This window comes from Sphingomonas faeni (assembly GCF_030817315.1).
GTDB lineage: Bacteria > Pseudomonadota > Alphaproteobacteria > Sphingomonadales > Sphingomonadaceae > Sphingomonas > Sphingomonas faeni_C.
Window position 1 is genome coordinate 389,161 of record NZ_JAUSZF010000004.1, and the last position, 14,084, is coordinate 403,244.

A 14,084-nucleotide genomic window follows, 5' to 3' on the forward strand; every position below is an offset into this window, starting at 1 on the left:
TCGCCGCACCTACAGTTCTATTCTGCCAATTCTGCTTCGACGATAAGTGATGCCGCCCGAGCGGCATCACCAGTGGTTATGACCTTGAAACCGCGATCGCGGAGCTCGTTGTAGGTCCGAAAGAAGGTTTCCAGGTCATCGGTGAACGCCTCGCCAAGCGGCTCCAAACTGGTGATGTCCCGGTACGTATGAGACTGCGCGACTTTCCCGATCAACCGATCATTCCGACACGTCTTGCCGCTCTCGGTTTGTTCAGCTTCGATGACGCCTAAAAGTTGGACTTTGACCAACGTCCCGACCGGCAGATCCTCATCCGACAAAACCAGAATATCAACGGGATCACCGTCTTCTGCCTTCGTTCCCGGTATAAAGCCGAATGAAAGTGGGAAGGCCATGCCTGCTGGAAGAACGCCCGCAAGCTCGAAAAGTCCTGTTTCTGCATCATAGTCAAACTTTGAACGGAAGCCTCGCGGCGTCTCGATTATTGCGCGGCAAGTCAGGTTTTCTTTGCTAAGGCGGTGTGGAAGGAGAAGTAGGTTTGTCATGAATAGCCAATCAGGTGATCGTAGAGGCTCGTGACATTGAGTCCAACGCTTGTGAGCTACATTCGGAACATCTGGGCAACGTAATAGATCCGCAAGGATACGGAGCTTCTTGCTAACCTTGGTTAATAACGGTCAGGAGAGCGGACTACGCGCGGCACAAGCGCTATGGTTTTGAGCCGGACGGTCCTGAAAAGACGAGCGGATCTCCCAGTCTAGAAATGTGAAATTGCACGTTCGCATTGCGCCAGGTTATCATTCCAAGCGATAGTTCGGTGTAGTGCAAAGCTCATGAAAGAATCGAGCAAGCGTCTAACTGGTAAACTTGTGCTAATGATCCAAGACGATGGGGTTTTGGCCGATTATATAGGCGCGGCGCTTTGCGATGCCGGAGCTTACATAATCGGACCTGCACGGACGGTGGCCGAAGCAAGGGCTTTGCTACCACGTTTGCGTAACAAGCCGGTGGCGGTTGTGGTGAGTACAAAGCTGTTCGCAGCCGACGATGGCGCATTGCGTAATGGCATTGGCCGATTGGCCATTCCAGTGCTGATTATAGGAGATGGTAACGGTAGGCCATTGCTGCCTTTGCCGCGCCATGATGTGTTGACGGTGCCGTTCGCCTCCCACCAGATCGTGGATCGCATCTGCAGTCTGGTTGGAGCCGTAACAATCGCTCAGCTACGTGCGCGGACTGGTCCCGTATTGCAGGGGCATTAGATGGGTAACCCTGTTGACTGCCGACCTACCAAGTTCGTAGATTGGATAGGGCCCCTCTATCTTACATCTTGGAACGTAGTTGCCAGCCGGTAAATACGATTGGCATCAATAAGTTGAGGTTCTTCAACTGAGAAAACTCTCAATCAGCAACTGTTATTTGGGGTAAGCGTCTTACATACCCAATCAGCAACCTGGTAAGCGGCGAAGGGTTTCGCCAGCACCGAAATACCATTACCAAATAGCTTTCTGTTGCTATTAGCTGGCAGAAGCAACAAGTACGGCAATTGGCGAGTGTTCAAAGTAGAAATAACGTTGCTGGAGTTAGGCAGCGATCCAATAATTGCGGCGCGTATCGTCGTATCCCGTAAGATTGCTTGGATCGCTTGGTCGGCTTCGGCGTAATAAACAATATTAATCCCTGAATCTTCAAGCATAGAAGACGCGTAGGTCGCCTCAAACGTATCAGCATCTATTACAATTATTGTTGGCTTGGTTTGCACGGTCGCCATCTGCTTTACGCCGCGTTCTTGCTGGCGTTAGCAGAGGTCGCGGCTACCGGCTCGCTGGAGTTCTCCCACGTTAAGGCTAAGCGGCGATAGGTAGCAAGGGCCTGGCCTACTACCTGATCCATATTGTAATAACGATAGGTCGCCAATCGCCCCACGAAGCTGACGCCGGCTTCCTTTATAGCGAGTGCCTCGTAGCGTTTGTAAAGTACCTGATTCTCATCACGCGGAATAGGGTAGTAAGGATCGCCGTCATCACAGGGATATTCGTAGGTGATGCTCGTCTTGTCGGAAGCCTGCCCGGTCAGGTGCTTGTACTCAGTTATCCGTGTGTATGGAACGGACTCGTGCGGGTAGTTGACAACACCTACGGGCTGCAACGAACTTTGACTTAGCGTCTCATGGCGAAAACGGAGCGATCGATAGGGCAGTTTGCCGTAACGATAGCCAAAATACTCATCGATTGGCCCCGTAAATACGAGATGGTCGTGAGGATATGATTCACGAACCTGACTGTATTCTACGCCGAGAAGAACATCGATATTGGGATGGTCGAGCATGCGTTCGAACATTTGGGTATAGCCATTGAGTGGCATAGCCTGGAATGTGTCCGTAAAATAGCGATCATCCACGTTTGTCCGCGTCGGCACGCGGGCTGTCACGGACTTGTCGAGCTCGGACGGATCCATGCCCCATTGTTTGCGGGTGTAGCCTTGAAAGAACGTCTCGTAGAGCTCGCGCCCTACTTTGGACATGACCACGTCGGCCGACGTACGGATCGGATCGATAGGTTCGGCACGATCAGCGAGAAACGCTTCCACGTCCTCGTCGGTCTTCAGATCGAGATCGTAGAGCGCATTTAACGTCGTTCGGTTGATCGGCATCGGCACGAGCTTGCCATCAACGTCAGCGAGCACGCGGTGCTCATACTCACGCCATTCGGTAAAGCCCGACAGGTAGTCAAAGACATCGCGCGAATTCGTGTGGAAGATGTGCGGACCATATTGATGCATCAATATGCCCGCCTCATCCAGGCGATCGAAGGCGTTGCCTGCGATATGGGGACGTCGGTCAACTACGAGCACACGCTTGCCGCCATCTCGGGCGAGGCGTTCAGCCATGACGGCGCCAGCGAACCCAGCGCCTACTACCAAGACGTCGTAACGATCGGTTTTAGGGGGCCAGGACGTCGGTGACACAACAGTCTGAACCTTGCTGTGTGTCACCACTTCCGATGCGATCAAAGCTGACATTTTTCGTACGGTCTTTGTCCAAGAGGTTTGAGCAAGAATTGCGTCTGCCTCGTCGCGCCACGCGGTATCCGAATTATGACGCCGCTGAAGCGCGACTTCGCATGCAACGACAAACGCCTGCGGCGTCGAGGCAATTTCAACAGCGGCAAGGTTGCCGTAGTGCCGCACTACATCCGCGATCGCCGTTGAGACGACGGTGCAGCCCGCAGCGAGATATTCGGGCGTTTTAGTGGGGCTGATGAACCGCGTTGCCTCGTTAATCGCGAACGGCATCAACGCGACATCCCAACCCACCATATAGCTGGGCAATTCAGCGTAAGGTTTGCTGCCGAGGTAATGAATATTGGCGCGCTGAGGCAGATCCGCCTCGTCAATCTTCACGACGGGACCGATCATGACCAGGGACCAGTCTGGGTGCGCGTCCGCCGTCGCGGCCAGGAGGCCCAGATCCATTCGCTCGTCTATGACGCCACAGAAGCCAAGCCGGGGGGAGGAAATCCCCGCCTGATCATCGGGTTGTCGAAGTAGGCCGCGAGCCTGGGCAAAATGCGCTACATCGATGCTGGAGGGGAAGGCGTGAACGTTGGAATGTCGGTCACGCTTCGCCTCGTAAAGGCTGCTGCCACCGGTAAACACAATATCCGCAGCTGCGAGCAGCTTCTCTTCCAGATTGAGCAGCTCGGGAGGCGCATGACGGAACGCGGATAATTCATCCATGCAATCATAGACCGTGCAGTCTGCCGAAAGATGGTCCGAAAACGGAAGCATCATCGGCGTGTAATACCACCGTACCAACGTCCCGCGTAGGTCGGTGAGGACCTCATCAAGCAATGTTATGAGTATCGCCGTCACCTTATCTCGATCCTGCGTGTCGATATGGGGCGTGAGTATCGTTACGCCGGTGTGGGGACAGGTACGGCTCTGAAGGGTTGGTTTGTTCAAGCCGTCACGGTAAATCGGTTCTTCCCAGAATAATACGTGATGGTCCTGAGCAAAGCCCGCCATCAAATGCTGAGGACGTTGATAGACAAAGTCCCAACGCAGATGACTAAAGCACAGTATATTCAGCCTGCCGTTATAGGCAGTTAAATTTTCACGGAAGGGGCTGCCTGCAGGCACAAACTTCAGTTTCACATCATCTCCTGAGATAACGGCATCCTAGAGATAACCAAACACGGCAACTATAAGTTTCTAAATCCAGATCAATCGTAAATGTAGATTAACGCGATTGTCAGGAACGTCGCGACATTGTGCCCGTTGTCATGTTTCCCAACTGGAACGTTTTATGACGGCGCTAGAGCTATGGGGTGGCATTGAGTGTACGGTGAACCGTACGCGCACTGGCTACTCCGATCAGATAATGCTTAGTGGTCATCATGATCGGGAAACCGATCTTGATCTGTTCGCAGGCTTGGGTCTCAAGGCCATCCGGTATCCTGTGCTGTGGGAAAGGACCATGCCGGAGCGCGGTGGGGAACCCGACTGGCGCTGGGCGGACGTACGTCTTCAAGGACTGCGTGATCGCAATATACGTCCAATAGTAGGGTTGACGCATCACGGCAGCGGCCCAGCGTATACCAGTCTGCTCGATGACGATTTCGCGCCAGGGCTTGCACGTTATGCCGCCAAAGTGGCTCAGCGGTATGGCTGGATCAGGGATTGGACGCCCGTCAATGAACCGCTGACCACAGCGCGGTTTTCGGCCCTTTACGGTCACTGGTATCCGCACCATCAAGATGAAGCCTCTTTTTGGCGAGCCCTGATCAATCAAGTTGACGGCGTGCGGCTCGCAATGAAGGCGATCCGCCGGGTTATTCCCGGCGCGCGCCTGATTCAAACCGACGATCTCGGACGGACCTATTCCACGCTCAAGCTTGCAGAGCAGGCGATGCACGACAACCTTCGTCGCTGGGCCGGGTGGGACCTACTTTTTGGTAAAGTAACGCGACACCATCCGCTCTGGTCGCGAATTGCGCGAGCAGGGCTTGGTGAACGCCTGAAGCAGATCGCTGACGATCCGTCCCCGCCAGACGTAGTCGGCGTGAATCACTATCTGACCAGTGACCGCTTCCTCGATCACCGCATCCAGCGATATCCACGAAGTACGCATGGCGGCAATGGCGAACTTTCCTATGCCGATACGGAAGCGATACGCGTTCTGGAGCCGGCACCGGCGGGGCTTAGCGGCGCCCTACACGAAGCCTGGCAGCGGTATCGGGTCCCGCTCGCTCTTACTGAAGTGCATAACGGCTGTACGCGGGAGGAGCAGCTGCGATGGGCGGCCGACGCTTGGGATACCGCAACCGCTCTTCGATCCCAGGACGTCGAGATCGAGGCAGTTACGGCCTGGTCCCTACTCGGCAGTCATGGCTGGAACACTTTGCTAACCAAGCCAGGTGCCTATGAGCCAGGCGTATTTGACGTAGCCGACGACGCGCCGCGTCCAACGGCGCTAGCCGGCTTATGGAAGGGGTTGCCACTAGGTGCTGCACGCCATCCCGTCGCAGCGGCCAGCGGATGGTGGAAGCGGTCGGACCGTATACTTCATCGTCCGATCGCCAGGCCCGCCAAGATTCTGCGAACCGATTTGCAGGTTGGCGTTCAGCCATTGCTGATCTGTGGAGCCACCGGCACTCTTGGCCAAGCCTTCGAACGCGTCTGCGCGATGCGCGGCATCGCTTGTGTCGTGACGAGCCGAAGGGACCTTGATCTCGAACGCGTTAAAAGCGTCAACGAGGCGCTTGATACGGTTCAGCCATGGGCGGTCGTGAACGCCGCTGGCTGGGTGCGCGTTGATGACGCCGAGGGGCAGGAAGACGCGTGCCGCCGCGCCAATGCTCAGGGGGCAATAACGCTCGCCCAGGCATGCGCGGCCCGACGCATCGGCTATCTTGGCTTCTCGAGCGATATGGTCTTCGACGGCGTGCTTGGCCGTGCATACGTCGAGAACGACGAGCCGAACCCGCTTAACGTTTATGGCCGCAGCAAAGCGGAGATGGAGCAGGCATGCCAACCTATACCAGGTGTCCTCATCGTCCGAACTGCTGCGTTCTTCTCGCACTGGGATAGTCATAACTTTGCTTGGGAAGTGACACGCGCTCTAGACAAGCGGCAAAAGTTCGCTGCTGCGAACGACCATATAGTCTCGCCGACCTTCGTTCCCGATCTTGTTCAGGCCTCGCTGGATCTACTTATCGATGGAGCCGAAGGCATATGGCATTTGGCCAACGCTGGAGCAGTAAGCTGGGCGGACTTTGCAAAGCAAATCGCCGTCGCTTGTGGTTTTGATAAGGGTTTGATCGAACCGGTGCCCGGTTCGTCACTGAATTGGCGCGCCCATCGCCCACTCATGGCGGCATTGACGACCGAGCGTGGCAGTTCGCTACGGCCACTGGAAGAAGCAATTCAGGAATTTGCCGAAAAGGCAAATGTTGTCGGATCTCTCAAGTGCTCAGCATGAATGATCCGGTAGATCGGGAGGTGATGTACCTCGACGATGAGTATCATCAACAATAGGAGTTTTACATGGCGATCAAAGGTGCTGGAGGTAATCCAGGAGCGGTGACAACCAAAGGTGGAGACGGCGCCGGTGGTAGTACTGGAACGGGCCGCGGCGGAGGGAACAATGCGCGGGGTACGTCGTCCACATCTAAAAAGAAAACCAAAGTAAACGCTAAAGAGGATAATTCGGGTCCGGGTTAGGATGCGCCGAGTTAGTAACTCTTATCCCCGAAGGCAATAAGCTCCCCGACCCGGCGTAAGACTGGCGCCCGAAAAACTCGGTAGTCTTGCGTCGGAAGGGTCATCGGACTTTTACCCGGTAGATTGATCATGGATCTCGATCCTCGGCTTCATAAGTATGACTTCGTCAATCTGGGCTTCCTCGAAGATGAAGACATCGTGCTTGACCTTGCCGCGCTTCAGATTGCCAGCCTTGATCACCCCAACCACTCTTTTGGCACACTGATCGACCTGCTGGCCGGAATGGCGGCAGAGTTGGCCAGAATTGTTACGCCAAAGCAGACCGCGGCAAGACAGGCTATGGCATTGGAAGGCACGTTCATGCGGCGTGGCTTCAGAGGTATGACTGAACCGCATGTCCGCAGCGCGGATATCTTTCGTGCGCTCGCTTCCCGGCAAGGCGCGCCACTCGCTCTTGCTATCTTGTACATAGCAACCGCTAGACGGGCGGGGCTCACCGCCGTGTTGCTTGACACGACGACCGGGGTTTTCATCCGTCTTGGTAGCGAGGAAGACGAGGCTGTGTTCGCTGTAGACGCTACGGGCGTTTTCCGTCCCGTCAGTCTCGCTCAGGACGGTCAAGATCCACGGGTTTGGCTGGCTCCGACGACAAACCGGATGACACTAGTCCGTCTTTTGGAAAACGAAGCCGACATGGTCGAGATACATGGGGACGTCGAAAGGGCTATCGCGCTGCGAAGTCGCATTACGAAGGTCGCGCCAACCCATGCGAAGGCCTGGATCAACAAGGCCCGTGTTGACGAGCGGGCGGGTAGGCCATTTCAGGCTAAAGAGAGCTTGATTGCCGCCCTAGAAACAACACGCGACTCAACGCTGCGGCGAATGCTAAAAAGTAAGATTGCGTATCATATGAGCTGATAACGCCACGACATTACATATATCGAGCTTTTATAAACGAGCTCAAGGTAAATCAATTCTGAAGATCGCAAAATAAATTAGCCATCAGATAATCTGTACAGGGAAGTTAGTCATGGGGCCTGGCACGAGTAGCGACGTTTTCGTGATATTCTATGTGGCGATAGGGATAATGTTAGCGTTTGTTGCCTTAGGCTTTGTCATGCGTGGTAAAGGGTGCCTGCAAAGTCGTAGAACAGGTCTAGCGTTCGCGATGTTCTGCATACTGCCAGTTTTAATTGGAATGGGATGGTACTTAACCAATGCTTATAGCTGCTGGTTGTGATAGAATATCGAACATCATATGTCGAGGCTATCACGACCTAGCTGGATAATCGCGACGGCCAGATCTTAAAACTGTCATATAGAACAATGAGAAATGTGACCTGCGTGATTTAAAACGGTGCTGATCCCGTCAAATATACTATGAATATAACAGATTAAATGCGCTCTGACACTATTATATACGATAATCAATCATTCCGCCTTATCTGCGCGACAGGCCGGGTCGCCTAGCCGACGGGGCGAGCGTCTTTGATTGTTTAGGTGAGAGGCGATTTTCGCTTTGGGGCATCGGTCCGGCGGCCTTTCATCAAAAGTTTGGTGGAAAGACGCCATTCGGCCCCCGGCAGCGTAAAAGACGTTTGTGGCATCGGCGACAGGTGCCAAAACGCAGAACCGCATAAGTGCGTAAGCTCTAGTATGCAGCCGTTCGGCTGATATGAATGCTGTTGATATCATAGGCAACCTATCGGCGCAGACCGACTATAACGGATCATCAACCAGCCCGTCAGTATCAGTGCCACCCCGGACGCTAGGAAGACGTAGTCCCACATCGATGATCCAATCCGCTCGTAGACGTGGTGAAGGTTCAGGATGTGGTGATCAATGATTCCCTCGACGAAATTAAATAAGCCGAACCCCAGCAGGGTCGATCCGAATAAGGCCTGGCCGGAAAGTAGCACGTCAGCGCGCTTTACGGCCTTCCAGAGCATCACGATGCCGGCCACGGTCGCTATCCACACCAAGGTGTGAAACAGCCCATCCCACACCATGTTAGTCTTGGCGCCAAGAAGAGTATCTGTCGATATTCGCGCGGATAGCATATTGTGGAGCTGTAATATCTGGTGAAACAGGATGCCGTCTACGAAGCCTCCCATTCCGATCCCAATCACCATGCCAGCGGTGGTCAACGGCTTCGTTGTCAGTACGCGGTCGGGCATAGTCGTTACCTTACAAAAGATACTTGCGAACTGCGTAAGCGGCCATGATCAGTACGGGCGCTGGCGCAGCCAAAGCAGCGCAATTGCTGACGAAATCGGAGGCAAGAACGGCTGTACGAACCGCCTCCGCCGTTCTGCTGTGACAGAGGGTGCACGCCCACGCTGGTGTCGCGGTCATGAGCAACGGAATTGTAGCGAGGCGGGCAGCCCGCTTCATGCAGCGCCGCACGGTAGGATGTGTCTGCCCGGAGGGGGTGGGGCTCTATAGGAGCCGCTACCGATGACCATTACGTGGAGATCGTAGGGCATCGCCTCAACGTGACTCCTCTGGCTTGGCGGGCGTCGGCGAGAAGGCGGTAGTCGGTAGCGCAAGTGGCGGGGTGCCAGCCCTCGCCGCTGCGTTTTCGCGTTGCATTCGGTCGCGCACGCCGCCTTCGACGCCGCGGCCTTCCGCGGCGGGCCGGTGGACCGAACCCGCATTGGGTGCCAGCGGCGTGCCCCGGCTGAGCTCGGCGCGGTGGATATTGGCCGAGATCCGTTCGGTCAGGTCGGGGAAGATGTGGTGTGCCGAGGATGCGGCCTTTGCCTTCCATCCTACCGGCAGCTCTTCGCGCGGATGGAGCGAGACCCAGACCAGCGCCTGTACAACCTTCTCCGGCCCATCCATCATCGCCATGCGGTCGGCATGGCCGCTATAGTTGGCAGTGTGCTGGAAGAAGGGCGTATCGACCGCCCAGGGCATGACGGTCGCCACCTTTATCGTCTTGCCGAGGCCGGCGTGGCGAAGCTCCTCGTTGAGGGATCGGCCGAGGCTAAGCACGCCAGCTTTCGTTGCCGCGTAGGTGCCGTGATAGGCGAGCGGGATCTCGCTTTCGACCGATCCCATGTTCACCAGCGTGCCTTGGCCTTGGGTCAGGAAGCGCCGCACAGCGGCATGGCTGCCATAGATCACGCCCTTCAAGTTCACGTCGACGATACGCGAATAGTCCGCGACCGGCACGTCCCAGAAACGTCCCGTCGCGCCGACCCCGGCGATGTTCATCCACACGTCGATGCGGCCAAATCGCGCGGTCGCCGCATTAGCCAGCGTCTCGACCTGCGCGGGATCGGCAACGTCGGTAGTGACGACCAGCGCCTGTCCGCCGCCTGCGCGCACCTTGGCGGCAACCTCCTCCAGCAGATCGGTCCGCCGGGCTGCCAGGACGACGTTGGCGCGCAACGCCCCCAGCCGAAGTGCGGCGCCCTGACCAAACCCGCTCGATGCGCCGACGATCACATAGGTGCGTCCGGCGACCCGCGACAGTTCGCTCCGTGCGAGATGCGTTGAGGTGGCGCACCCGCCGAGCGAGAGCGCAGCCAGCACTGCGGGGGCAAGTAGCATGTGGGCCCGGCGGCGCACTGTTCAGGCTCCATCCGCCTGGGCGACGTCGATGCCGTTGCCGTTGCCGGTCGAGATCTGCGCCATGTCGCCAGCCTGGGGCGGCGGCAAGGAATCCTGTGTGCCACGGCCGCGCAACAGTCTCCAGGCCAGCGCACCGCCCCCCAGCATCACGGCCGCGGTCAGTGCCGGGCGCTTAGTCGCCTTCACGTACAGGCTGCTGCCGCGCATCAGATGCGGCTCGTGCGTGCCGCGCTCGTGCCCGCCATAGCCGGCCTCGAACAACGCCCGCCGGTGATCGCCGCTTGCCTTGCGGGTTCGCGACTGTTGCGACGTGTACATTAGCTTCTCCATCACGCGATCGGTGAACCGCGGCGCCACCGCGCCGAGCACAGCGGCAAACTTCGCCTGGCTGCCGACGAACATGTCGCGCTTGGGATGCGCCGCGCACCAAAGGATCGCCTCCGCTACCGCCTCGGGCGGGTAGATCATGCCGCGGTGGACAGGCTGCATCGGCATGAAATTGCCCGCATGTTCGTTGTACGGCGTGTCGATCCGCCCAGGATGGATCAGCGAGACCGAGACCGGCCAGCCCTCATGCTCCACCTCTTGCCGCAGCGACCCGGTAAAGCCGTGCAACGCGAACTTGGCGGACGCGTAAGTGCTTTGCACCGCCGGCGCCTTGTCGCCGAAGAAACTGCCAACGTTGACGATCGCGCCGGGTTTATCGGTATCGCGGAAGTGACGGATCGCAGCAAGCGAGCCATAGACCGTACCCCAGTACACCGTGTCGAACATGCGGTGCCATTCCGGCATCGGCACATCCCACAGCCTACCGAAGATCGAGATGCCGGCATTGTTGACCCAAGTGTCGAACCCGCCGAACTCAGCCACTGCGACGTCGACGACGCGCGCGACATCTGCCTCGTTGCCTACGTCGCAAATCACGAAGGCGGCACGGCCACCGGCGTCCCGGATCTCATTAACCAGCGTACGAAGCGCCTGTTCGTTTCGCGCCGCGGCGATGACTGCAGCACCAGCCTTGGCCGCCCTTCGCGCCGTTACCAGTCCAATGCCACTGCTTGCGCCGGTAATGATGATCGTCTGTTCAGATAAAGGTTTCAGAGTCATGGATCCACCTCATAAATATAGGTTAAATACCTAAGTTTAAGTCCAAAAAAAGCTGGTTTTGCCGACAACGAAGTTGGCCTTCGAGAGTTCAGAGTATTATGACAAATACTTTGCCGAGCGAGTTGGTGCGGCTGACCGCTGTCGAGACTGCTTTGGTGCTGGCAGTCGTTGGCGGGCCCCTTTTGGCGAAAGGCGTCATGGTTCGGCGCCCGTGGGTCGTCGGCGTATTGCACGCGACCGGCCTCGAACGTTACGCGGTCGCGCTGCTCCAGCGACAGCGTCGCCGATACGGCGATGGCCCGGTGATGATGCGCCTGCCCGGGCGCGAGCAAGCTGTGCTGCTGTCACCCGACCATGTCCGCCGCGTGCTCGCCGAAACACCCGAGCCGTTCGAGACGGACAGCAGCGAGAAACACGCGACGCTCACGCATTTCGAGCCGAAAGGTTCGCTGATTTCGCGCGGTACGGCACGTGCCGAGCGGCGGGCGCTCAACGACCGGGCACTCGAGAGCAATCGCCCGATCCATTCGCTTGCGCCGCAGTTCCACAATATTATAGCGGAGGAGATCGCCGCCTTGCTGCAGATGAGCAGTGAGACGGGCGAACTCGGCTGGGGTGCCTTCAAGGATCATTGGTTTCGTATCGCCCGTCGATGCCTGTTCGGCGATCACGCCGCGGACGATCAGGCGTTGACGGACATGCTGATCCGGTTGCGCAGCGCCGCCAATTGGGCGTTCCTTCATCTCAAAAGACGCACTTTGCGCGCGCGCTTCCTGTCGCGTGTCGCCGCCTATCTTCACGTGCCGGCGCCAGGAACGCTGGCCGAACGCCTCGCGGCGCATGCAACACGTCGTGCAGCGGCGGAGGACCAAGTGGGGCAATGGCTGTTCGCCTTCGATGCGGCAGGTATCGCCACATTCCGCGCGCTTGCCGTCCTCGCGTCCACCGATCGGTTCATGGAACGTGCCCGTGGCGACGCCGTACCAGAGATGCCGTTCCTGCGCGCCAGCCTGCTTGAATCGGTGCGGCTGTGGCCGACCACCCCGGCGATCCTGCGCCAGAGCGACCGGGCCACCGACTGGAACGGGAACGTGATGCGAAAGGATACTGGCGTTCTCATCCATACACCGTTCCTGCACCGTGACGACGAGCGCCTTCCCTTCGCGCACCGGTTCGCGCCCGACGCGTGGCTCGACGGCGAACCGACTGTATGGCCCCTGATCCCGTTCAGTGCCGGGCCGGGCGAATGCCCCGCGAAGAATCTTGTTCTGCTGCTCGCTAGCAACACCTTGGCCGCGATGCTCGATAGGCATCGGTTCGCACTGCCACCTTCACGTCGGATCGACCCTGACCAGCTCCCGGCAACGCTTGATCAGTTCTCGCTCGTGCTGCGCGTGCGTCTGGCGAATTGATCGGTTGGACACAGGGGACCGGTGGTGGATGTCTGACTTGGGTAGAGCAAAGGATGCACGAGCCGCCCATTGTTTCCAGTTCGAAGCCGCGGCAGCATCTAACCTGTTCGAGTATCTGGAGAATTGTGATTACGGCGCCCTTGGTCGTCGTGTCGGCAGGTGAAAGCGGTCACCCGCGCTCAGCGCGTGAAGGGTGACGTCGTGCATTGACAGCACGCGGTCGGGCTTTGCCTCAGCGATATTGGACCGGGTAACGGCAGAGGCATCGATAATGGTGACGCCACCAGAGCCGATTACCGGCAAAACATCGGCCTCAGCCACGATCGCGGTGTCCTCGTCGATGCCGATGCCGAGCATGCGCGGATTGTGAGCGACCGCGCCGAGCAGACGGCCAATGCGGCCGCGCTCGGCAAAATGCTGATCGATTATAACGTTGGGAATGAGGCCGAGACCTGGCACCATGTGCAGGTCGCCGATCCGGTGCGATTCCCGACCGGAGCCCGGACGAGGCGTGGACGGCAATCTAGCCGCATTTGCCAAAGAGCCGGCCCGGCGCCCGGCGGGTCGATGACCAACGGGTGATTTCGGGCATTATTCGGCTGCTGAAGGTCGGCTGCCGGTGGTGCGACTGCCCGGCGGACTACGGTCCGTCGACGACGATCTATAATCGCTTCAACCGCTGGTCGCAGCGGGGGTTTTTGGGTGAAATTGCTCGCTGCGCTGGTCGGCGCGGGCGTCGTGACAAGAAGCACGGTGATCGACAGCACGTACATCAAGATCCAACGCGCTGCATTTGCCGCAAACGGGGGCGCTCCGCGCAAGCGATCGGGCGGTCCCGGGGTGGCTGGACCACCAAGATCCATGCCCTCACCGACATCGTCCGTCGTCCCTACGCGCTGATGCTGACACCGGGCAACGTCAGCGACAGCGCCCGCCCTTCTCAAACGCGCCGGTCGCATGCGGTACCTGCTCGGCGACAAAGGCTACGATGCCGATAGCCTGCGCCGTTCGCTCCATGAGGCAGGCACATCCCCGTCATTCCTGGACGCTGCAACCGGAAGCGAACCATTCGCTACGACAAACAGCGATACTGCGGCCGCCACCTCGTCGAGAATGCCTTCTGCCGCCTCAAAGGCTTCCGCCGCATCGCTACCCGTTACGACAGCTCGCCGCCAACTTCCTCTCAGCCGTAGGTCTCGCAACGGCTGCCGCCATCTGACAGTGAATGAGTCTGAGCCATAACTACATTTGAGGCTCATTTCT

At 57.9% G+C, this 14,084-nt stretch carries 11 protein-coding genes and 1 pseudogene; 5 read left to right on the forward strand and 7 right to left on the reverse strand.

The genetic code is table 11. The features are described 5' to 3' along the window. Positions 1-17 precede the first annotated feature (17 nt). On the reverse strand, positions 18-545 hold the full coding sequence (locus tag QFZ54_RS19980) for an inorganic diphosphatase (protein WP_307090440.1): 528 nt from the start codon (positions 543-545) through the stop codon (positions 18-20). 288 nt (positions 546-833) lie between these two features. On the opposite strand from QFZ54_RS19980, the gene QFZ54_RS19985 reads away from it, so the two are divergent. After that, the gene (locus QFZ54_RS19985; protein ID WP_307090442.1) at positions 834-1,262 is read left to right on the forward strand and encodes a hypothetical protein; all 429 of its coding nucleotides are present in this window, start codon (positions 834-836) and stop codon (positions 1,260-1,262) included. Positions 1,263-1,405: 143 nt separating this feature from the next. On the opposite strand, the gene QFZ54_RS19990 is transcribed toward QFZ54_RS19985, so the two are convergent. After that, positions 1,406-1,771, reverse strand: coding sequence for a hypothetical protein (locus tag QFZ54_RS19990; protein ID WP_307090444.1), 366 nt, complete (start codon positions 1,769-1,771; stop codon positions 1,406-1,408). Positions 1,772-1,776: 5 nt separating this feature from the next. Further along, positions 1,777-4,155 (reverse strand): UDP-galactopyranose mutase, encoded by a 2,379-nt coding sequence (gene glf / locus QFZ54_RS19995; protein ID WP_307090445.1) that lies wholly within the window; start codon positions 4,153-4,155, stop codon positions 1,777-1,779. A gap of 190 nt (positions 4,156-4,345) precedes the next feature. Between glf and QFZ54_RS20000 the strand changes: the two genes are divergently transcribed. After that, a complete protein-coding gene (locus QFZ54_RS20000; protein ID WP_307090447.1) occupies positions 4,346-6,481 on the forward strand; it encodes a family 1 glycosylhydrolase in 2,136 nt (711 codons plus the stop codon). Between the two features lie 371 nt (positions 6,482-6,852). Continuing rightward, entirely contained in the window at positions 6,853-7,641 is a 789-nt protein-coding gene (locus tag QFZ54_RS20005; protein ID WP_307090449.1) for a transglutaminase family protein, read from the forward strand. Between the two features lie 773 nt (positions 7,642-8,414). On the opposite strand, the gene QFZ54_RS20010 is transcribed toward QFZ54_RS20005, so the two are convergent. The 3 genes from QFZ54_RS20010 to QFZ54_RS20020 form a co-directional block, all read right to left on the reverse strand. Next, positions 8,415-8,900 (reverse strand): DUF2243 domain-containing protein, encoded by a 486-nt coding sequence (locus tag QFZ54_RS20010; RefSeq protein WP_307090451.1) that lies wholly within the window; start codon positions 8,898-8,900, stop codon positions 8,415-8,417. Positions 8,901-9,213: 313 nt separating this feature from the next. Continuing rightward, on the reverse strand, positions 9,214-10,299 hold the full coding sequence (locus QFZ54_RS20015) for an SDR family NAD(P)-dependent oxidoreductase (protein ID WP_307090454.1): 1,086 nt from the start codon (positions 10,297-10,299) through the stop codon (positions 9,214-9,216). A 3-nt stretch (positions 10,300-10,302) separates the two neighbouring features. Continuing rightward, a complete protein-coding gene (locus tag QFZ54_RS20020) occupies positions 10,303-11,409 on the reverse strand; it encodes an SDR family oxidoreductase (RefSeq protein ID WP_307090456.1) in 1,107 nt (368 codons plus the stop codon). 98 nt (positions 11,410-11,507) lie between these two features. Between QFZ54_RS20020 and QFZ54_RS20025 the strand changes: the two genes are divergently transcribed. After that, the gene (locus tag QFZ54_RS20025) at positions 11,508-12,821 is read left to right on the forward strand and encodes a cytochrome P450 (protein ID WP_307090458.1); all 1,314 of its coding nucleotides are present in this window, start codon (positions 11,508-11,510) and stop codon (positions 12,819-12,821) included. Between the two features lie 129 nt (positions 12,822-12,950). Here the strand turns inward: QFZ54_RS20025 and QFZ54_RS20030 are convergent, their stop codons facing one another. Then, positions 12,951-13,361, reverse strand: a complete 411-nt coding sequence (locus QFZ54_RS20030; protein WP_307090460.1) for a cyanophycinase — start codon at positions 13,359-13,361, stop codon at positions 12,951-12,953. Here QFZ54_RS20030 and QFZ54_RS20035 point away from each other — a divergent pair. Further along, positions 13,355-14,040: pseudogene (locus QFZ54_RS20035) on the forward strand (IS5 family transposase). The gene QFZ54_RS20030 and the pseudogene QFZ54_RS20035 sit on opposite strands and share 7 nt — an antisense overlap. Positions 14,041-14,084: the final 44 nt, after the last annotated feature.